The sequence below is a fragment of the Pseudocolwellia antarctica genome (genome assembly GCF_049933045.1).
Classification (GTDB): domain Bacteria; phylum Pseudomonadota; class Gammaproteobacteria; order Enterobacterales; family Alteromonadaceae; genus Pseudocolwellia.
In genome coordinates, this window is sequence record NZ_CP187926.1 from 4,440,844 (window position 1) to 4,464,626 (window position 23,783).

Annotated in this window: 12 protein-coding genes; 2 read left to right on the forward strand and 10 right to left on the reverse strand. The window is 37.4% G+C overall.

Going from position 1 to position 23,783, the window contains the following annotated elements; all coding sequences use genetic code 11:
• Nucleotides 1-82: 82 nt before the first annotated feature.
• From ACPUVN_RS19310 to betI, 7 genes are all read right to left on the reverse strand, one after another.
• The gene (locus tag ACPUVN_RS19310) at nt 83-1,579 is read right to left on the reverse strand and encodes an alanine/glycine:cation symporter family protein (protein ID WP_426358667.1); all 1,497 of its coding nucleotides are present in this window, start codon (nt 1,577-1,579) and stop codon (nt 83-85) included.
• A gap of 616 nt (nt 1,580-2,195) precedes the next feature.
• Nucleotides 2,196-3,521 (reverse strand): aspartate aminotransferase family protein, encoded by a 1,326-nt coding sequence (locus tag ACPUVN_RS19315; protein ID WP_426358666.1) that lies wholly within the window; start codon nt 3,519-3,521, stop codon nt 2,196-2,198.
• Nucleotides 3,522-3,745: 224 nt separating this feature from the next.
• Nucleotides 3,746-4,450: a TorF family putative porin gene (locus tag ACPUVN_RS19320; RefSeq protein WP_426358665.1), complete on the reverse strand. Its 705-nt coding sequence runs from the start codon at nt 4,448-4,450 to the stop codon at nt 3,746-3,748.
• Nucleotides 4,451-4,464: 14 nt separating this feature from the next.
• On the reverse strand, nt 4,465-5,682 hold the full coding sequence (locus ACPUVN_RS19325) for a BCCT family transporter (RefSeq protein WP_426358664.1): 1,218 nt from the start codon (nt 5,680-5,682) through the stop codon (nt 4,465-4,467).
• A 203-nt stretch (nt 5,683-5,885) separates the two neighbouring features.
• Nucleotides 5,886-7,571 (reverse strand): choline dehydrogenase, encoded by a 1,686-nt coding sequence (gene betA, locus ACPUVN_RS19330; protein WP_426358663.1) that lies wholly within the window; start codon nt 7,569-7,571, stop codon nt 5,886-5,888.
• Between the two features lie 84 nt (nt 7,572-7,655).
• The gene (gene betB / locus ACPUVN_RS19335; protein WP_426369681.1) at nt 7,656-9,119 is read right to left on the reverse strand and encodes a betaine-aldehyde dehydrogenase; all 1,464 of its coding nucleotides are present in this window, start codon (nt 9,117-9,119) and stop codon (nt 7,656-7,658) included.
• Nucleotides 9,120-9,141: 22 nt separating this feature from the next.
• Nucleotides 9,142-9,726 (reverse strand): transcriptional regulator BetI, encoded by a 585-nt coding sequence (gene betI, locus ACPUVN_RS19340; protein WP_426358661.1) that lies wholly within the window; start codon nt 9,724-9,726, stop codon nt 9,142-9,144.
• A 644-nt stretch (nt 9,727-10,370) separates the two neighbouring features.
• On the opposite strand from betI, the gene ACPUVN_RS19345 reads away from it, so the two are divergent.
• Both ACPUVN_RS19345 and ACPUVN_RS19350 read left to right on the forward strand, forming a co-directional pair.
• Nucleotides 10,371-10,847 carry a hypothetical protein gene (locus ACPUVN_RS19345; RefSeq protein WP_426358660.1) on the forward strand — a complete coding sequence of 159 codons (477 nt, stop codon included), beginning with the start codon at nt 10,371-10,373 and terminating at the stop codon, nt 10,845-10,847.
• 118 nt (nt 10,848-10,965) lie between these two features.
• Nucleotides 10,966-20,361 (forward strand): DUF4347 domain-containing protein, encoded by a 9,396-nt coding sequence (locus tag ACPUVN_RS19350; RefSeq protein WP_426369682.1) that lies wholly within the window; start codon nt 10,966-10,968, stop codon nt 20,359-20,361.
• 553 nt (nt 20,362-20,914) lie between these two features.
• Here the strand turns inward: ACPUVN_RS19350 and ACPUVN_RS19355 are convergent.
• The 3 genes from ACPUVN_RS19355 to ACPUVN_RS19365 all read right to left on the reverse strand — a co-directional run bounded on the left by ACPUVN_RS19355 (nt 20,915) and on the right by ACPUVN_RS19365 (nt 23,666).
• Nucleotides 20,915-21,229: a heavy metal-binding domain-containing protein gene (locus ACPUVN_RS19355; protein ID WP_426358658.1), complete on the reverse strand. Its 315-nt coding sequence runs from the start codon at nt 21,227-21,229 to the stop codon at nt 20,915-20,917.
• Between the two features lie 64 nt (nt 21,230-21,293).
• Nucleotides 21,294-21,896 (reverse strand): DUF1287 domain-containing protein, encoded by a 603-nt coding sequence (locus ACPUVN_RS19360; RefSeq protein WP_426369683.1) that lies wholly within the window; start codon nt 21,894-21,896, stop codon nt 21,294-21,296.
• Between the two features lie 84 nt (nt 21,897-21,980).
• On the reverse strand, nt 21,981-23,666 hold the full coding sequence (locus tag ACPUVN_RS19365; protein ID WP_426358656.1) for a phosphoethanolamine transferase: 1,686 nt from the start codon (nt 23,664-23,666) through the stop codon (nt 21,981-21,983).
• Nucleotides 23,667-23,783 lie beyond the last annotated feature (117 nt).

The following is a 23,783-nucleotide window of genomic DNA, read 5'->3' on the forward strand; positions in this document are numbered from 1 at the left end:
TGATGATTGAATAATATCTGACAATAGCGATTTGACTATTGTCAGAGTTGTTTTGTTGATTAGCCTCTCAAGTATAAATAGGTTAATTCGTATATTTAGATTGATAGACTTTAAGATCTTTTTTGACCTGAGGTGCCAACATATACAAACCGATAATGTTAGCGATAGACATAGAAAAGAACATGGAATCAGAAATAGCGATAACAGAATCTAAGCTGATTGATGCGCCAATAATGGTAAATAAACAGAATATAAACTTATACCCCAAATCTAAAAGCTTGCTGTCGCCTACTAAAAACCCCCAAGCAATTGAGCCGTAATACGCCCACGAAATCATGGTAGAAATAGCAAATAATAAAACAGCAACACTGAGTAAATACGGGAACCACCAAATAACACTACCAAAAGCTCTAGAAGTAAGCGCAACGCCATCTATGCCTTCAACCGAAGTATATGCACCCGTGATCACGATGACTAACGCAGTAATGGTACAAATAACAACGGTATCAATAAAAGGTTCAAGTAGAGCAACATAACCTTCTCGAATAGGCTCTTTAGTTGATGCCGTAGCATGTGCGATAGAAGCTGCACCTACCCCTGCTTCACTCGAAAAGGTTGAGCGTTTAAAACCTTGGATCATTACACCAATAATACCGCCTACAACACCTGTTGGAGAGAAAGCGCCGTTAAAGATCAAGCTGAATGCATGAGGTATTTCGCTGGCGTTAACCGCTAAAATAAATAACGCAGCCAATAGGTAAATACCCGCCATGAAAGGGACAACTTTTGAGGTAACTTTAGCGATGGTTTTAATACCACCGATGATCACAAAACCAATAAAAATAGCGAGTATTAAACCGAACAGCCAGCCTTTATCTGCCCAAACACTGCTGCTGCCACCCATCACGGTAACAAATTGCTGATAAGCTTGGTTTGACTGCAACATATTACTGCCACATAAAGATGCGGTAACACAGCAGATAGCAAAAAATACACCTAAGGCTTTGCCTAGTTTTTTATGACCTAAATCTGATAAGCCATCTCTAAGATAATACATAGGACCGCCGCGAACTTTACCTGCTTCGCTAATTTGTCGGTATTTAACGCCTAAAGTACATTCGAGAAACTTGGTGGACATGCCCATCAAACCTGCAACTATCATCCAAAAAGTTGCGCCTGGTCCGCCGATAGAAATAGCAATAGCTACACCTGCAATGTTACCTAAACCTACTGTGCCTGAAAGGGCTGTGGTTAAGGCTTGAAAGTGACTAACTTCGCCTGGATCTTTAGGATCTGAATAATCACCTTTTATCACTTTGCAGGCATGTTTAAAGCCACGAAAATTAAGAAAACCAAAATATAGAGTGAAACAAACGGCAGCGACAATCAGCCATAAAACAATAATAGGAACTGACGCACCCGCAACATTGAATGAATAAAATATGATGCTAGTAAATAATTCTGCGACGGGTTGGAGTAACTCATCTATTTGTTGGTCAATACTTTTTGAAACAGCTAAGCCGGTTTCAACTTGCTTGATAGAGTTTAGTAACAAGGTACTGAAAGATTGCCAAAGCATAGGTGCTTCCATTTGTGAGGTAATTTATAAAGTGTGTTTACAGAGTATGACTATAAAGTTAGGTTTTTATCTTCAAGCCATTAGTTTTAAATAATACCAAACGGATTAATTTATTACTCACTTAGCGAGAATTTAAAGGTTTAGAGGCAAGGCATTGATTGAAGAGAATGGTTATTCTCGGTAACTGCTCCTGCGTTACCCTAATGTCCTACATCCATGTAGGAACCTTGTCAAAATCAATAACGCGGCATATAAGCCTTTAAATTCTCGCCCTTCGGGAGCTCATTAGCAAACTGATAACATCACAAAATTAAAAAAATATAGAATAACTATGTTTAATCAATTTTGCTTGTTCTCAGCTTGCTAATGTAGCTCTAAGTTACTCAATAAATTAATCCGTTTGGTATAATAAGAAGACTTAACTAGTTTTACTGTAAATATTTAAATAAATCAATGAAATTGAAAAGGCTTTTGAGTTTACTAAGGCGTATGAAGTTAGGGAGTGATGTTAAAGAGGGGATGGACTACCGAAGCTTAAATTAATATTTTCAGCTTCGGTAATTATTACTTATAAGAGCTATTTCTAAGAGCTATGCGAAAGAAATAGGTTAAAAGGTTAGCTAGCGCTAATGGCATCGGCCATAGATTTTTCAGCGACTTGCTCTAACCATTCAAAATCCATGGTTTGATGAGCTTCACAAATAAACCAAGGTTCGCGTGAATCAGGTTCTAGCATCACACCATTGTCGATTAAGTTAAGAGCGAACTGTGTATATAAGTCGCTATTGGTTTTTTTCCAATCACGGTAGTTTTGCGGCACGTTAGCACCAAAATGCACACCAAACATGGCATTAGGACCTGCAAAACAATGTTCAACATCAAACTTAGTAAATACGCGAGAAAGTAAGTTTTGAATGCGTAAACCCACACTATCGATAGTGGCTAACGCATCAGTTTCTTTTAATAAAGTTAATGTCGCTTTTGCCGCACTTAACGCTACCATATTAGCCGTATAAGTACCGCCATGTGTAACGCCACCCTTATCGAAAGATATAGCATCCATCACTTTAGCCTTACCACCAAAAGCAGCAACAGGGTAACCATTACCCATAGCTTTAGCGTAAGTGGTTAAATCAGCGTGAATATTATATAAAGCTTGTACACCGCCTTTAGCGACGCGAAATCCTGTTTTAACTTCGTCCATAATTAACAATGAACCATTGCTGTCACAAATATCACGTAGCTTTTGCATATATTCTTGCGTTGAAGCAATAGAGCCACAATTACCCATGATAGGTTCAATCAAGATAGCTGCAATATCAGCACCATATTCTGCAAATACAGCATCAATCGCTTCAAAGTCGTTTAATGGAACACTGACTTGATGTTCACGTGTGCTTTGTGGAATACCTGCGCCAAAAGGAATAACTTCAGGCGACTTATTATCATCTACTTCCCAGTTATCAACATCCGACTTCCACATAACTTCGTCATGTAAACCATGAAAACCACCTTCAACCACAACAATTTTATTGCGACGTGTAAAGCCACGAGCGGTTCTCACAGCGCCAATAACGGCTTCAGTTCCTGAATTAGCAAAACGCATTTTATCGATGTTAGGACATAGTGATTTCACTAGTTCAACCACATCAGAATCAAGACCTGTAGAGAAACCAGAAATAGTGCCTATGTTGGTAATCGCATTGATAACTTCATTATCAACACGTTCATCACGGTAACCTAAAATGATTGGACCATAAGCTAAACGAAAATCTACAAAGGTTTGTTCGTCGCAATCGGTGATCGTACAACCTTTCATACTACTCAAAAATACGGTGTTGTCTTCGCCCCAGTAACGGTAGCTATCGGCAACGCCTAAAGGCATGTTGGTATGCGCTCTTTTGAGCATGTTGGCACTATTGGGTTTGTGTGTTTTGGTCATAAGATGGTCCAATCTAACTAATGTGTTTTCAACAAAGGTTGTCGTCGTAATTTATGGCGCAGATAATACAGGTATAGTGAGAGGGCAGGAAGTGCTAGAGGCAATTAATAGCAATTAATCAGTTTGGTATTATAAATAAAAAAGCTCTTACATCTGAGATATAAGAGCTTTTAGGTAAGAGTTCACTGAAAGGTTAGTGATCTTTTCGTATTAGATTCAGGTTTTTATAAACCGAAAGTACGAGATACAGATAACACAACACGCGTGTCGGCAGTATCCCAACCCATATCGGTATCTTCAAGAGCAGCGTTAAAATCAAAACCTTTGTAGCTAGTCATGTATTCAACACGGTAATGATTGTATGACGAACCGCCATCCCAGCTCCATCTGTTTTCATCTTGCGACGTTGAACGATCGAAGCTAACTCTAACGTTATGACCAGGGGCTACTGCAATTGTATGAGCAACCATGGCAATGTAGTGACCTACATCAAAACCAAAGTAATCCCAGCTGTACCAAAAGTTTAATTCGGTATCACCCAAGTCTGAGTTATAACCAAACTTCGCATAAGCTTCAGGGTAGTTATAGGTATCTGAAATAGAATCACCGTGGTATGTGTAATAAGCAATACCTGCGTCTAAACCAATTTTATCGTCTAATTGAAAGTACTTACCTGCGTACACATCAAACTCAAGATTTGAATCTTCACCGCTACCAAAATCGATAGTTGATGCCCAAGCTCCAGCGTAAAAACCATCATTACCAGCGTAATCTAAACTTGCTTGAAGAGCTGGGTTGTTGTTGGTTTGGCTCACACCGTTAAAAGTGTAGTCTGAAGCAAGGTTAACTGTTGCTGATACTTCAGCTAAAGCACTTGAAGAAGCAGCTAATAAGCCACTTGTTACTAAAGTCATTATTGTTTTTTTCATTATTAAATTTCCCTTTAAGTTACATGTTCAATTTTTGTAAAATCAATTTTGTTTTCTTTTGGCGAGCTTTCAATTGCCGCCACATCTTTGAATTTGGCAAATAATATATAGCCAAAACAAGCGAAAAACATTCCTACTACTAATGCGCCAACCCATTGGATTTGTAAGAAATCTAATTTGAATAGCAAGGTAAGCAAACTCAATGCAACTAAGTTACCAATTAAGTATTTCACTTTACCTACACGCGCTACACCTATGTTTAAGTTATCAGTATATAAGCGCACTAAAGAATCGAGCGAGTTAATCACGAATGTAATACCAACAATAACCATAGCGATGTTATAAAAGCCTGCGGTTTCTATGCCGTTTAAGTTGTAGTAATACAATACGGTAAACCAAATTGCGATTGGAATAGACGGAAATACCATCATAGCCACAAGTACTTGATAGGTACGTAAACCACTAACAAAACGTGCAGTGAATTGACCGATCATTATGCTCCAAGCGAACCACCAATAAAGATAAAACTCATGGTAGTCGTTCATTGGTAAAACAAACTCATGGATGTTACCAAAGTAACCACCTAGCATTGAGAACGTATTAGCAAAATCAGCTACGCTTGAACCTTCACCAAGGAAAGCTCCGCCCCACATTAAGGCAATTAAACCAAGGAATAACCAGGTTGTTGATAAACTTAAAATACGTACATAACGTATGTTGGTACTTGAATAAACGGCAAAGGCAATTACAAGGAAAACAATCGCGTAAAAGGTACCAATAATCGATTCACCATCGCCAATATCAGGCATATACCAAGGTAAATTAATCAGTAATAAATTGGCGGTAAACGCACAGGTACCTATGATGACAACGTTATTGATAATTTTAACTAAAGGGATCTCGAAAAAGCGCACGCGTGGCTCAAGAACACAAAAGTAAAAACACGTTAAGAAGTAAAAAGCCCAGATAAGAAAGGCCCAAAAGCCAAATTCGATAGACAGTGGATTAGTAAATCCATATTCAGGACTGGTGGCTAAATCGGCGTAGCCAGCAAACTCAGTTAACGGGAACATGATGAGCCCCACATCTAAGCCTGAAGTAAATAATATAGCAATAAAAGTAAAGGTTCTTACGGGCGTTACACCAACGCAACGAATATTTCCCCATCGATATAATACGAATATGATGGCGGCAAATGTAAATAACATGCCTGCTGATAACCAAGTGGTCATAGTTGTCTCCCTGAAGTGCACTTTATGTGTATTAAGATAATTAACTCCTCTGTTGCTTATTGTCTGAGTATTCAATTTGCCTAATTAATTTTGTTATTTTAGGCTTTAAATCTTAATTTTCGCGGTCATATAAAATACATGACGGCGAAAATTAATAAATGAAAGATACTCGCGTTTATTTCATGTTTTGAAAATGTGTAAATTTAGCTGATTGTTCTTTTGGGTGCTGCTGAACGTTGTTGTTCTTGCCACTTAGGATCAATAGTGACTTTAGCTGTTGAAGGTGCAAGTATTTCTCGCCCACGAATCATATCAGCAGCACGCTCTGCAACCATAATGGTTGGCGCGTTTAAATTGCCGTTAGGAATCGTTGGGAAGATTGATGAATCAACAACACGAAGCCCTATAATACCATGAACTCGCGTTTGCGGATCAACTACAGCCATTTCGTCTGTACCCATTTTACATGAGCAAGAAGGGTGGTAAGCACTTTCAACAAACTCACGAACAAAAGTATCGATTTCTTCATCAGTTTGAATGTTAATACCTGGTTGAATCTCTTCTCCGCGATATTCATCGAATGCTTGTTGGTTAATTATTTCGCGCGTTAAGCGAACACAGGCACGGAAACCTTCGCGATCATCTTCATGTTCAAGGTAATTAAACAAGATTTCTGGATGTGCTTTAGGATCTGCTGAAATCGCTTTAATATGCCCACGACTTTTAGGTTTGTTATGCCCAATATGTACTTGGAAACCATGACCTGCAAAGGCTTCTTTACCATCGTAACGCATTGCTGCAGGTAAAAAATGATATTGTAGATCAGGCCATTCAACACTGGCTTTTGAACGAATAAAGCCACACGATTCAAAGTGATTTGTCGCGCCTAAACCTTTTTTAGTTAAAATCCAGCGAACACCAATTTTAAGTTTACTGAACCAATCTAATTCACCGTTAAGCGAAATAGGTTGTTTACATTTAAACTGAAAATAAAACTCAAGGTGATCTTGTAAGTTGTTACCTACACCAGGTAAATCGTGATTAACTTCAATATTAGCTGCTTCAAGTACCGCTTTAGGCCCTATGCCTGAAAGTTGTAATAAGTGCGGAGAACCTACAGGACCTGCAGATAAAATCACTTCTTTGCTCGCCATTACATCAACAACTTTACCTTTACGTTCGTATCTAACGCCAACCGCTTTCTTACCTTCAAGTAAAACTTTGTGCACTAAAGCATGGGTGATCACGGTTAAATTGTTACGTGTCATCGCTGGGCGTAAATAAGCATTTGCGGTTGAGCTGCGCACGCCATTTTTAATCGTCATGTGCATTGGGCCAAAGCCTTCTTGCTGCTCGCCGTTGTAGTCTTTGGTTTCAGCATAACCCGCTTCAACACCAGCATCGATAAACGCACGGTATAAAGGGTTTTTCATTTCGTTGCCGTTGTTAACACCAAGATGTCCATCTTTTGCACGGTATTCATTTGCGCTAAAAGCCCAATCTTCAGACTTTTTAAAATAAGGCAAACAATGAGCATAATCCCACTCTTGAGCGCCATGTTCTTGCCATTCATCAAAATCTTTCGCGTGACCACGCACATAAACCATACCGTTTATTGAAGATGAACCACCGAGAACTTTACCGCGAGGGCAATGCATCCGACGATTATCTAAAAACGGTTCTGGTTGGGTTTCAAACTGCCAAGCATATTTTTTGGTATTCATCGGAATAGACAAAGCAGTTGGCATTTGAATAAAAATACTTTTATCGCTGCCACCCGTTTCAATCAGTAATACATTGTTATTACTATCTTCACTCAACCGATTTGCTAGTACACAACCCGCAGAACCTGCACCAACAATAATGTAATCAAATTTTTCGCTATTCATTTAAAACCCGTTTTAATAATTTAAAGAAGTTGAAACCTTGTAATGACCGAACTTTCGCTAATTAACCTGAAGTCAGGCTAATGGCTAAAATGGACTATCAAGTTTCTGTAATCCTACATATACCGCTTTAATTTGAGTAAAGTAATTCAGTGTTGCTAAGCCGTTTTCACGACCAATACCTGACTGCTTATAACCGCCAACAGGCATTTGAGCTGGTGAAGCGCCGTAGTTGTTGATCCAACAAATACCTGCTTCCATTTGATGAACAACACGATGAGCACGCGTAATATCTTGGGTGAATACACCTGCGGCTAAACCAAATTCTGTGTCGTTAGCTCGGCTGATCACTTCATCTTCATTATCAAAGGTTAGTACACTCATAACAGGACCGAAAATTTCTTCACGGCAAATGGTCATATCGTCAGTACAATCACCAAAAATTGTTGGTGCTGTAAAGTAACCATCAGGAGCATTAGCTGGCTTAAGCGCTTTACCGCCATGTAGTAATGTAGCGCCTTCTTTAATACCAATATCAATGTAGCTTTGTACGAGTTTTTGATGCTTTTCAGAGATAAGCGCGCCAAAGTTAGTATTAGGATCCATAGGATCGCCAATCACGATATTTTTGCTTGTACGTTCTAATAACTTTTCAATAAATACTGGGTAAATCGACTTTTGCACAAATACTCGCGTACCGTTTGTACAGATTTCACCTTGGGTATAAAAGTTACCTAACATAGCGGCAGAAACTGCATTGTCGATATCTGCATCATCAAAAATAATTAAAGGTGATTTGCCGCCAAGTTCCATCGTTACATCTTTAAGGGTACTTGCCGCCGCCGCCATTACTTTTTTGCCAGTACCTACTTCACCAGTAAAAGAAACTTTTGCTATTTCAGGGTGATGAGTTAACCATGCGCCAACTTCGCCTGCACCTTGAACAACGTTAAATACGCCGTTAGGAACACCTGCTTCAGTAAATATTTCAGCAAGTTTTAATGCGCCAAGTGGTGTTTCTTCAGAAGGTTTGAAAATCATTACATTACCACAAGCTAATGCAGGAGCTGCTTTCCAACATGCGATTTGTAATGGGTAATTCCAAGCGCCAATACCCGCACAAATACCTAAAGGTTCGCGACGTGTATAATAAAAATCACCATCTACAGATTGTTGATTACCTTCAACACCTGGAGCTAATCCAGCAAAAAACTCAATCGAGTCAGCGCCAGACAATACATCAACCACTGAAGCTTCTTGCCAAGGTTTACCTGTATCAAGCACTTCAACTTCTGCTAGCTCGTCGTTACGTTCGCGTAATAAATTAACGGCTTTAAGTAAAATACGACTACGTTCCATCGCACTCATTGCTGACCAAGTGGCAAAACCACGTTTAGCGCTTGCTATCGCTTGTTCTTTTACTTGTTCATCAGCAATTTCTACTTGATAGATCACTTTACCCGTTGCTGGGTTGATCACGTCAAATGTTTCACCATTGGCATTTTCAATATAAGTACCATCGACATAATTTTTATAACGTATTATTGACAAGTTTCTCTCCGCTTTCGCTAATTTAATGGTTAAGTTGGTCGTCTATAAAGTTTTTACATAATTGTTCAGCTTGCTTAAATTCTTCATCAGGTTGTGCGCTTAAAGCACATCGTAGCCAAAAGCCATCAATCATGGCTGCCGTTTGTTTTGCGGCTTTTTGTGCTTTCTCTTCAGTGAGTAACTGACGAAATGAAAAAAGTAAATTGCTGTGTAAACGCCTACTATTAATGTTCTGCAATCTTTTCAGCTTAGGGTCGTGCATCGACTCTGCCCAAAAGCTAAGCCAGGTTTTTATTGCCGCAGTTGATTGCTGAAACTGCGTAAAGTTGGCTTCTATAATTATTTTTAAACGTTCATCTGCTGTAAGGTTTTTAACTGAAATACGCTCAAGCAAAGATAATCTCAGTTTGTCTAAAAGATACATAATAGTGGCTTCTATCAAACCCTGCTTACCACCAAAATAATGACTAATAATGCCTGACGATAAGCCAGCAATACGGCTGATGGTAATAATCGTTGTACTTTGTAAACCGTATTCACCTATCGATTCTAACGTGGCATCAATAAGCTGCTGTTTACGTACTGGTTTCATTCCTACTTTAGGCATATGTTCTATTTCTTTTTTTTAATTGAACGTTCAATTAATTTCTATTCTAACGGTTTTTAACAAAATTATCAAACGAGGCACGTTTACTGTAAATAACCTCAAGCCTTTAAAAATGTAGTTTCTTGCTTGGTGAATGCTAAATAAAGGGCTACTAGAGGATTGTGAAAGTAGAGAGGTGACAAAGAGAAGAATTATTAAAGCTTAGTACACTAATGATTATTTTCAGGCTTTCGCGTAATTACTCGCCCTATGGGTTTAAATTTCGATTCGTATAGAAAGTATGGCAAATATAATGGCAATTTATAAAGAAGAAAATACATGTTTGCGTTTCAATTAATGCTTTAAACGTGAAGCCATAAACTTTCCTTTCTGTATTTGATGAAAAAATAATCAGAAATGTAATTGAAACGTTAATTTATTGTAAAATCCTAATAAGCATGGTTTTTATTCTACTTTTTTGAAGACGAATTTTTGAATTATGAAATATATCTACTAGCTTAAAAGAGAAAATATTTTATTTTAAAATCTTTCCCTCAAATATGAATATTTCAGGTTTTGTGTCTACGCTTAAATTGAGAATCATATTTTAACACTGACTTTGAATAGCTTTTCCCAAATACATATTCAAAGCATAAGGAAGTCCCGTGAAAGAACATTTACTACATAAACTTTGTCTAAATAAAGTTTGCCTCTTCAATTTACTGATCAATTTTAGACCTTTAAAGTTTTCTTTTTTATCTTTAGTTTTTATTTCCTTATTTGCTTCTGCTCACGGCGGTGACAAAGCGGTTACTAATGAATGGCAAAATTTAACACTTATCGCGAAAGCTTATGATAACTGGGCGACAGAGCATTGTGTCGATATTTTAGAGGAGTATAAGCTGGAATATAGTTTTAAAGCTGAATCTTCGATGATGTATGATTTTCATGTTCATCCAAATAATGAAAAAAATGAATATCAAACCGATTACTTCTCTAAATCTGACTCAATAGAAGAAGAAAATGGGGAAATCACTACAAAAAAACCAGGTACTTATTGTTTTAATTTTTTCCCTGTCCAAAAGACAAATGAAAACATCAATATAAGTCTTAAATATCGTTTATCAGCTGCGCCTGATTAGCGAGCCCCATAAAATTGTTCTACCTTTAAATTAACCCATAAATTTTATAATAAAGATAAATTTTCTGATTTGTTAGTTACGAATCAGATCTGATGTATGAAGAATCAAGGAATGCTAAATGGTATCTCGAAGTTTAATGTCAAATATAGCTAAAGTATTTTATCTATTCATGTTTGGGCTATTGTTGGCAGCTCAATCATCTTTTGCGTCCGCAGAAACTAAATTATTAGTTATTGATCGCGGAGTGCCTGACTTCCAAAAAATCATTAACGATTTGCCTGAGAATACTGATTATCTTTTATTAGATAATTCAGGTGACCCTTTTAAGCAAATTGCGCATAAACTAGCCATTAAGCCTGTTGATACGGTGCATATATTTTCTCATGCGGAACCAGGTGTTTTAAATCTTTCTGGTAAATCAATAAACGCTAATAACATTCATACATATGAAAAACAGTTAACGAATATTAATAACAGCTTACTCGATGGCGCAGACATTTTATTTTATGGTTGTGATTTAGCCGCAACCGCTAGCGGACAAGACTTACTTTTAATCATTGCAGCACAAACAGGTACCGATGTAGCGGCTTCAACGGATGCGACAGGTCATGCTTCTTTAGGTGGTAACTGGAATTTAGAGCACACCATTGGTCGAGTAGATGCTTCTGTTATGTTTTCGCCTGCATTTCAAAGTGAATATACTTTTACATTAGCCCACTTCCGTGGTGGCTCTATTTCATGGAGAGCCGTTGAACTTGATAACGATGGTTTGATAGATGATGTGGAAATTACGGTTAAGACAGCGTGTGGTCTTGGCTTAAGTAACAGTAATGGTTGTCGACCTAGTAATTTAACGACTCCTAATGGCTTTCCTACACTTTCTAGTCCCGTATATTCAGACCCAATAACATTCGGTGAAGAGGGAAGTACTGAAGCTTACCGTTTTGATGAAACAACTTTTACAGCTAATAACCTTGATCCTGAAACGAGTTATCTTGTTTATTATGGCAGTGGTAATAGAATTAAGGAGTTGAAAAATAACAGTGAGGGAACGTGGAAAATTCAAACCACTATCTTGATGCAAGATGGTAACTTACCACCAAAAATTGATTTACCTATTTTATATGAGGCGCCGTTACTTGATCAAAATGGCGATAGAGCTGATTCTTTTTCTTTCCCTGTAAGCGCTATTGATTCGAATGGCGATAAAGTTCGTTATCGCTTAGCGAATGAAGATGAATTAGGTGGCGAAGGTGAGAGTTATACAAATCCTGTTGGCATCAGTATAAATGCAAGTACAGGGGTGGTTACATGGGATTATAACGCATTACCAGCTGGCACTGTAGCTGACACTGGTTTATATAGTGCTGGTTTTATTGCAGAAGATTTAGATAGTAATGGTGATGTTAAGTCTAAAAGTCATGTGGATCTTATTTTAAGTTTAAAAAATCAAAAAGGCGTTACTTTTACAACTGGCGATAATATACCTGAAAGTCGCACCATTATTGTAGAGAAAGGCGATAGTTTTGAATTTTCTATTACTGGCGATGCTGTTGATACATCTAGCCTTGGTAACTTAAAAGGAGCCTTAACTGAAGGGGCTGAAGGTAACTTTACTTTTGCACCGGGTAATATTGGCGATACTGTCGATTTAGATCCTGGTACTTACCCAATCACTTTTGAAGTTCGTGATAATGATAGTACTGAAGCAACAAGCTATTTAACTTTAAACTTTATAGTTCCTGATCCTAACGCCCCTAAGATCGCTAATATAGAAGGTGATAGAACCGTTTATGCATCAACTTTTGCTGAACTTGTTGATGATGGTACTGACTCAGTTGTTACGGATTTAGATAATTCAGGTAACGTAGTCGACCATCTTAATAATGGTTATATTCGTTTCAATGTTACTTTTTCAGACGGTCAATATGAAGTACTTGATATTGAATCTGAAGGTGATGGTCCAGGACAAATACGCCGTACTGATTACGAAGTATTTTACGAAGGCGTAAAAATTGCTGATATCGACCCATTTGAAGATGGTGCAGGTCAAGCATTAAGACTTGATTTTGGTGATGTAACACTTGAAGCGATTCAAGCCTTAGTGCGTAGTTTAACTTACACAGATACCTTTGTTTTACGTTCAACTGAACAAAGAAACTTATCTTTATTTATTCAAGATGGTGATGGTTTAAATCGTAGTTATTCAATGTTTATCGATGTTGAAGATCACCCGAATAAACCAACAGATGGTGCACCTGTTGTTGTAAACAATAATTTAAGTTTAGAGAATGGCGATACACTCACTATTTCTAGCGATAACATTAAATTTGTTGATGCTGACAATGATGCTTCAGAGCTTACTATCAATGTAACCAATATATTAAATGGTCAGTTTGAGTATATAGCTAATGCGGGTACAGAAATAACAAGCTTTACTCAAGCTGATATTGATAATGGTTTAGTTCAATTTGTTCATGATAATAATGGTCTTGCGCCTTCATATAATTTAACGGCATCCGATGGTACTAATAGCTTTGGTCCTGACGCAGCAGCGACTAACTTCACTTCAGGTTCAACAAGTAATGTCAGTGTTTTTGAGAACAAAATTGGTGTTACTATTGTCGACTCAAGCGGCGTTAGTGGTACGCCGAGTTATGCGTTAGCGGGTGTAGATGCTGGCGATTTTGATATAAATCCAATATCTGGCACATTATCCTTTAAAAATTCTCCTGATTTTGAAGTACCTAGCTCAAGTGCGGGAAGTAATACCTACCAAGTTCTTGTTACCGTAACGGGATCAGACGGAGGTTCAGAAGTTCTTACTTATAACATCAATGTTAAAGATGTTAATGAACCTCCTACAATTTCAGGCACTAGCCCAGTCTCTAGCCTTAGAGCTGGTGATAGCTATTCATTTACGCCAACGGCATCTGATCCTGAATCCGCAACATTAGATTATAGTGTCAGTAATAACCCTAGCTGGCTAACAATAAACCCTGTAACAGGTGAGCTAAGCGGTACACCGACAGATGCTGATGCAGGTACCTCAGACAATATACTCATCACGGTGAGTGATGGACTTAATAGTGCAACACTCGATCCTATTAGCTTAACTGTAATTCCGAATGCAAAACCTATAGCTGAAGCACAAACAATTGAAGTGACAGAAGATGAATCAGTCGATTTTAGCTTGGTTGCTACAGACAGTGATGGCACCGTTGTTAGTTATGCGATTGGCACTCCTGCAAATGGAACACTAACAGGTATAGCTCCTGATCTTACCTATACACCTAATGCGGGTTTCTTTGGTGACGACAGCTTCACTTATACCGTTACTGATAATGACGGTGGCGTTTCAACTATTAGCACCATTTCAATTATCATTTTAGAAGATTTAGATGGCGATGGCATACCTGATATAAACGATCCTGATGATGATAATGATGGCATTTCAGATGCAGTTGAAGGTACAACTTTAGATAGCGATAATGATGGTATTCCAAACTTTCGTGATACTGACTCAGATGGCGATGGTATTTCTGATGAAGACGAAGGTGTTATAGATACTGATAACGATGAACTTGCTAACTACATAGACCCAGATTCAGATAACGATGGTATTTCAGATGAAATAGAAGGCACTGTCGATACCGATAACGACAATACCGCTAACTACCTTGATAGTGATTCAGACGGCGATGGCATTTCAGATGCTGACGAAGGTGTTGGTGATCCTGATAGCGATAATATTGCCAATTACCTTGATACAGACTCAGATGGCGATGGTATTTCTGATGAAGACGAAGGCGCTTTAGATGCTGATGAAGACAACATTCCAGACTACCGTGATACTGATTCGGATGGCGATGGTATTTCCGATGAAGACGAAGGTGTTATTGATACTGATGATGACGGCATAGCTAATTACCTAGATACAGATTCAGATGGTGATGGTATTCCTGACGTTACAGAGGGAGCTATAGACACTGACGAAGACAATACACCTAATTACCTTGATACCGATTCAGATAACGATGGCATTTTAGATGAAACAGAAGGCGCTATAGATACTGATGAAGATAACCTTGCCAACTACATTGACCCAGATTCAGACGATGATGGCATTAGCGATCAAGATGAAGGCAATATCGACAGCGACGAAGATGGAAGAGCTAATTACATCGATACCGATTCAGATAACGATGGTATTCCAGATGAAGTAGAAGGTGTTGTAGATACAGATGAAGACAATACACCTAATTATCTTGATACCGACTCAGACAACGATGGTATTCCAGATGCGAGTGAAGGTGCAATTGATACCGATGAAGATGAAGTGCCTAATTACCTTGATGCTGATTCAGATGGTGATGGAATTTCAGATGCTGAAGAAGGTATTTTAGATACAGACGAAGATGAAAAACCTAACTTCTTAGATACTGACTCAGATGGCGATGGTATTTCAGATGCTGACGAAGGTGTTGTAGATACCGATGAAGATGAAGTGCCTAATTACCTTGATACAGATTCAGATAATGATGGTATTCCAGATGAAACTGAAGGTGCTATAGATACAGATTTAGATAATACACCTAACTACCTAGATAGCGATTCTGATAACGATGGTATTTCAGATGCTGACGAAGGTGTTATTGATACAGATGAAGATAGTACACCTAACTATATTGATACCGATTCAGATAACGACGGAATTTCAGATGCTGATGAAGGTGTTATCGATACAGATGAAGATAGTACTCCTAACTACCTTGATAGCGACTCCGATGGCGATGGTATTTCAGATGCAGACGAAGGTGTTATCGATACAGATGAAGATAGTACTCCTAACTACCTTGATAGCGATTCAGATAACGATGGTATTTCAGATGCAGACGAAGGCGCTATCGATACAGATTTAGATAATACACCTAACTACCTTGATAGTGATTCAGACAATGATGGTATTTCAGATGCTGACGAAGGGAGCTTAGATAGCGATCAAGATGGTATTCCAAATTATCAAGAATCTGATTCAGATAATGATGGTATTTCAGATACTGACGAGGGAACTTTAGATAGTGACCAAGATGGTATCTTAGATTATCAAGACACAGACTCAGACAACGATGGTATTTCAGATGCTGAAGAAGGAGCACTAGATAGCGACCAAGATGGCATTTTAGATTATCAAGACACAGACTCAGACAACGATGGCATTTCAGATGCTGACGAAGGTGTTTTAGATACTGATAACGATGGTATTTTGGATTACAAAGATACTGATTCAGACAATGATGGTATTCCAGATGCTGACGAGGGTGCTTTAGACACTGATAACGATGGTATTTTAGATTACAAAGATACTGACTCAGATAATGACGGTATTCCAGATGCTGAAGAAGGTGTTTTAGATACTGACCAAGATGGCATTTTAGATTACAAAGATACTGATTCAGATAATGATGGTATTCCTGATGTCGATGAAGGTGTTCTAGACAGTGACCAAGATGGTATTTTAGATTACAAAGATACCGATTCAGACAATGATGGTATTCCTGATGCTGAGGAAAGTGCTTTAGATACTGATAATGATGGTATTCCAAACTATAAAGATACTGACTCAGACAATGATGGTATTCCAGATGTTGACGAAGGTGCTTTAGATACCGACCAAGATGGTATTTCTGATTACCGCGATACTGACTCAGATAATGACGGTATTCCAGATGCTGACGAAGGTATTTCAGATACTGATAACGATGGTATTTTGGATTACAAAGATAATGACTCAGATAATGATGGTATTTCAGATGTTGATGAAGGTGATTTAGATAGTGATCAAGACGGCATATTAGATTTCTTAGACACAGATTCAGATAACGATGGTATTCCTGATGCTGACGAAGGTAATTTAGATAGTGATCAAGATGGCATTTTAGATTTCCGAGATACTGACTCAGATAATGATGGGATTTTAGATGCTGATGAAGGAACTTTAGATAGCGATGAAGATGGTATTCCTAACTACAAAGAGTCTGACTCAGATAATGATGGCATTCCAGATACTGACGAAGGTGTTTTAGATAGTGATAACGATGGCATTTTAGATTATCAAGATACTGATTCAGACAATGATGGAATTCCTGATGCTGATGAAGGGACTTTAGATAGTGATAACGATGGAATTTTAGATTACAAAGATACTGATTCAGACAACGATGGTATTCCAGATGCTGACGAAAGTGCTTTAGATAGTGACCAAGATGGTATTCCTAACTACAAAGATACTGACTCAGATAATGATGGAATTTCAGACGCTGACGAAGGTGCTTTAGATAGCGATCAAGATGGTATTTTAGATTACCAAGATACTGACTCTGATAACGATGGTATTCCAGATGCAGACGAAAGTACTTTAGATAGTGATAACGATGGTATTCCAAACTACAAAGATACTGATTCAGATAACGATGGTATTTCTGATAAAGACGAAGGAGCTTTAGATAGCGACAACGATGGCATTTTAGATTATCAAGATACCGACTCTGACAACGATGGTATTCCAGATATTGAAGAAGGTGTTTTAGATTCTGATAACGATGGTGTATCAGATTACTTTGACAAAGGTGCTGATGAAGATTTTGACGGTATTCCAGATATTATTGAAGGCACTGGAGATATAGATAACGACGGAATTCCTAATCACTTAGATATTGATAGCGATAATGACGGTTTAGTGGATGGTTTTGAAGCCAATATATCAGGATTAGACAGTGATAATGATGGCATAGACGATACTTTCGACATTGATCAAAATAGCACAAGCGTTGATGCCAACAATGATGGAATTGTTGATACGATTCAATTGCTTGATACCGACAATGATGGTATCGCTAACTATGTAGATGTAGATTCAGATGGTGACTTTGTACCAGATGCTCTAGAAGCTACTTTAGGGTTTATGGATCTTGATTCAGATAACATAAATGATAGTTATGATGTTGATTATACCTTAGGTATAGATGAAGACCAAGACGGGATTGATGACCGTTTTGACATCGATTTTGTACCAGGTATAGATGCTGACGGCGATGGTATAAACGATACACGTTTACGTGCTTATGATCATGACCAAGATGGCCTTGCAGATTTCATTGATATTGATAGTGATAATGACGGAATAAGTGACACAGTTGAGGCTAATGTTACCAGCGAAGATACTGATGGTGATGGTATTTACGATGGTTTTGATATTGATTACAACTCAGGAATAGATCTTAATAAAGATGGCATTGTTGATAACATATTACTGATAGATACCGATGGTGATTCAGTTTTCGATATGCATGATCTTGATAGTGATAACGATGGTTGGTTCGATACGCAAGAAGCGCCAGTACTTGATGAAAATATTGACGGTATTGCAGATGTAGGTAGCCAACTTAATACATTACCTGATGACTCAGATGGCGATGGATTCGCTAACTACAGAGACGTAACAAGCTTCGGCGATGGTGTATTTGATATATCACGTAATTCTCAACAGTCGTTAGATCTTGATAATGACGGCAGCATAGATATTACCTTTGATCTTGATCGAGATGGTATTGATGATTCGATTGATTTCTTGGCAGGTATTCATGGCTCAGCTGTTGGTAGTGATTACGATAACGACGGCATATCTAACTTACTTGATTTAGATGACGATAATGACGGGATTTTAGACACTGTTGAAGGTTTCCTTGATAGTGACAATGACGGCATTCTGAATTATTTAGATCGCGATAGTGATAACGATGGTATTTCCGATGCATTTGAAAATAACAACGTTGCTCGTTCAGGTATTGACGCTAATTTAAATGGTGTTGACGATGCTTGGGAAGACAAGGCTTTTAGAGAGTTAATCTTTGCTCTTACTGATACAGACCTTGACGGTATATATGATGCCATAGATACCGATTCAGATAACGATGGTATTAGCGATAATAAAGAGCAAATGAATGCTATCGCCACGAACAATGATAGTGATGGTGATGGTATAGATGATGCTTTTGATGTCGACTTTACAAAGGGTATCGATATTGATCTTGATGGTATTGACGATAGAGTTTTATTTAACAACGATGCTGATAATGACGGTCAACTTGATTACCTAGATTTAGACAGCGATGGCGACGGTATTTCAGATGCTGATGAAGGTTTAGTTGATACTGACGGAGATGGCATCCCTGACAGCATAGATATAGATTCAGATAATGATGGTATTCCTGATGATATTGAAAATGGTGACTTTAACAATGATGGTATAAACGATGCATTGCAAGACAACGGTAAAGTAGAAACAGGCGTTAAAGGAGCTGGGTCAATGAATTTATTAGCTATATTAGGACTAATAATGATATCTATATTACGTAACAGAAAAAAAGCAGGAACACTGCTACTAGCAGCATTAGCGTTAACCTCAACAAGTGCGCAAGCAAAAGATACTTGTACCCTTGAAAACGCAACAACACAGGTTGGATGTTGGTATGTAGGTGCTGGCGTAGGTTTGTCACATGTTGACCCTGAAGAACGAAAAACTACATGGCAGGTAGAGGATAACAATGATCATTCCCTGAAATTACTCTTGGGTTATGGTTTTACTGACCATTGGTTTGGCGAGTTCAGTTATGAAGATATGGGCTCAGCTCAGCTTTATAACTTAAACCCTGCGATCACGGGTAAGCTTATTGTGGATTATAGTGTTATGGCTTTAAATGCGGGGTATTGGTTTTATGATGAGCATTCAACATGGAATGTTTATCTTAAGGGCGGCTTAGCTTATTTGGAAACATCAACTAGTGAATATGTTGAACAAACTCATGGCTCACAAATAACAATAGGTGCTGGCGTTCAATGGCGATTTGCAGATCGCTGGTTCAGTCGATTAGATATTACGGCTTATGATCTTGATGCTCAAACATTGAATTTAAGCTTAGGTTATTATTTTGGCGGAACTAAAACAGCTGCAAAGAAAGAGACATCAATTATGCCGGCTAAAGCAGCGCCTGTAGCTCTTGTACCTATTCTTGAAGCTGACTCTGATATGGATGGCGTGAGTAACAAGCTGGATATGTGTCCTGCAACGCTTGAAGGCGCCATTGTAGATGAAACTGGTTGTGTTGTATTAAATAAAATCACTTTAAACATTCAGTTTGATAATGGATCAGATGTTATTTCAGCAGAATACCTAACGCAAGTATTAGCGGTTTCTGAAAAGTTAAAACAATACAAAAATCCAAAATTAACCGTTGAAGGTCATACAGATTGGAAAGGTAAACAAGTTAAAAACCAACCACTTTCTGAACGTAGAGCATTAGCCGTTGCTAAGATTATTGCTGAACATACTTCAATAAAAGAAACGGATATGACAGTTAAAGGTCATGGTGAATTACTTCCTATTGCAGATAACAATACAGAAGAAGGTCGATTCAAAAATAGACGTGTTGAGATCATTATTGATAACCAATAAAATGGTCATTAATAAAGTGATATGCAATAACATCACCTAAGTTTTTACATTATCTATCGCTTACAAATACAAAGTTAAGCTTATAGATAAAAGTTAAGCACTTTTCATGAAAGCCTTAGTCGTTATACTGAGGCTTTTTTTATGTTTTATTTTTGTTGTTATTGCAGGGAGAGTGTTATACCAAACGGATTAATTTATTGCTCACTTAGCGAGAATTTAAAGGCTTAGAGGCACAGGTTCATAGTTCCAGACTGAACCTAAGCACCTACATCCATGTAGGCGAGGCATTGATTGAAGAGAATGGTTATTCTCGGTAACTGCTCCTGCGTTACCCTAATGTCCTACATCCATGTAGGAACCTTGTCAAAATCAATAACGCGGTATATGAGCCTTTAAATTCTCGCCCTTCGGGAGCTCATTAGCAAACTGATAACATCACAAAATTAAAAAATATAGAATAACTATGTTTAATCAATTTTGCTTGTTCTAAGCTTGCTAATGTAGCTCTAAGTTGTTCAATAAATTAATCCGTTTGGTATTATTAATCATTTATCTATTTTAATGTTACAGCGGTTCCAAAGGCCATTATTTCAGACGAACCATCCACTATTGAACTTGTAGTAAAACGTATGCCTACAACTGCATCAGCGCCTTTTGCGCTCGCATTGGCAATCAAACGTTGAATCGCTATATCTCTAGCATCGGTTAACATTTCGGTATAGCCTCTAATTTCACCACCAACAATGCTTTTTAAGCCTGCCATAATATCTCGTCCAATATGCTTAGCTTGAACAACATTGCCCGTAACAATACCCACTATCTCTTTGATATCTCTACCTGGAATAGTTTCAGTCGTTGAATAAATCATAAATAACCCTTAAAAGATCGTTGAAGAAAACGTTAATAGTGAATCGTTTTTTACTATTATATTACTACTGCTGAGTTTTATATTTTTCTGGAACATATCGATAATGACCTGTGATTTTATAATTGAAAAGCATGTCTTCAACTTTAGGTCCTCTACCGATATTATGTACAATAAGGGGATTGCCCGATTGCGCTGATACACGATTAATAATAACGCCAATATGAGGAAGGTTACCAGGTAATACCCAGCTTACTATATCGCCTGTTTTATAATCTTTTGCATCATCAGATATATTTAAAACTTCTCCATGCCTTGAGAAAAAGGCTTGTAGGTTAGGTACTCGCCTATGATCTATGTTTTTATCAGTTCGACTTAATCCCCAAATACGTTTGGATGGGTATAAATTAAAGTTATCCAGCATATCTTCATGAACAAGCTTTTGAAGATCTGTTCCTAATTCTCTATAAGAACGGATCAGAACATCAGTACAAACACCTATATTGTCAGGAACGTCACCATTAGGGTAAGGAATTGATAAATAAGCACCATCATAACTAACATTATGTGTGGTTCTTTCTAACAAAGCCGAAACAATATCATCTTCAAAAGACACCGCCTGAGTATCTAAAGCAAAAAGAATGAGAAATAAAAATGAGAGATTTTTCATCACTATAATTACGGATCCTTGTTTAGTCATCTCGCTGCCGTGACAGTAAGCATGCAATTTATATGATTTAACTTAGCATTAAAACTAGCTAATGCATAAGTTAAAAATGTCCTTTTTAGCTTGATAACTTGTTGTTTCAATATTGAGTAAACCTAACATAGTGTGAAATATATTATCATGGCTAAAGGCCTTTTTACTGCTTGCTTGGGCACATAGACCTTTTATTTTATGAGCGCTGTTATTCGACCAAAAAAGCATAGGAATATGGGTTTGCTCACTCGGTGCTATTGAATAAGGAAATCCATGTAAATATAAGCCGTGTTCGCCTAACGATTCACCATGATCTGATACATATAACATCTCAGCATTTATTCTTTTAGGAGTTGTACTTCTTGCTGTTGAATTACGTAATGTCTCACTATTGTTAGCAGTAGATTGCTCAGTTGTTTTAACTAACTTATCCAATATGTTTACAACTTCTGAAATAACGTAATCAGAATAGTGAATCGTATTGTCGTAAGTATTTACAAGTTGTTCAGAGGTGCAGTTTTGAATATCACTTTGCTGACAATCAGGTAAAAAGGTTGAAAATTTATCAGGATAGCGACGGTAATAGGTTGGTCCGTGTGAGCCCATTAAATGTAATACAATTAATGTGGTTTGGTGGGTTAAATTTGTTAACTTTTGCTCAAGTTGTGGCAGTAATATTTCGTCAAAACAATAATCTCCATCGCATAAAGAGTTACTTTGATTTTTATCTATTTCAATGGTTGCTACTCTTTTACATACGCCCTTACAGCCTTCGTTATTGTCTATCCATAAAACGTCTACATCGGCTAGTTTAGCTATGTCTAATAAGTTTTGTTGTGATGCTGCAAGCTGCTTATTAAACTCTGGTTTGTTTAATAATGAAAACATACAAGGCACTGATACTGCTGTTGCCGTTCCGCAGGAGTAAATATTTTTGAAAGACTGAATATTGAGTTTTGCTGTATATTCATTTGTCGCTTTTTCATAACCATTTAAAGAGAAGTTTTTTGCTCTCGCAGTTTCGCCAACTATCATAACAATCACGTTTTTATCGCCAGTATTAATCTTTTTAAATTTAGGCTCAGCATCTAATATTTTAAAAACGCTAGGCTCATAAAAGTAATTTTGTTTAACGTATTTATAGCTAGAAACTAGGGTTGGAAAGGGCACAATATATTTGGCTAATTCTCGGTTGTTTCGATTAACCGATGCATAGCTAGAGTAAAGACTAGCAGCAATAATAAAGATGATAACAAGGGCAGCAGTAATCAGCTTTAGTCGTTCAATCATACTAACTTTATATGTTTGTTTTTGCTTATTTATTTTGAATAAGAATAGTAACGGAATGAAGGTTAACAAACCTACATAAATAATAGCTGAAGGATTAAGGTAGGTAAAAGCTTCAGATGTTGATGTTTCAAGCATATTTTCAACCATGCCATAGTCAAAGATAATACCGTAACTATTAATGGCATAAAAAAACGCAGCAGATAAAAGGATGAAAATACTCACCACTATTTTATAAATGTATTGCTTAGGTAATAAACTAAAAAACAGCACAAATATACAAGTTAAAAAAATCGGTAAGGAGACTAAATAAGCCCAATCAAAGCTATTTAGTTTAGCTAAGTCATAATAAGTTTTTTGTAAAAAAGGGAAGTTAAAAACTAATGAGAAATAAATACTTATCAGCAGGGTAACTGAATTTAAGGTGAGGGTTTTAGCTAATAATTTTTGCACAATATTATCTCTTTAATAAAAATAATATTGTGCCGTTTAATACTTAAATAAGACTTAATCTAAACTGAAGAACTACTGAATTATTCCTTCATCTTTCTTTATGTTTTCTCCTCTTTT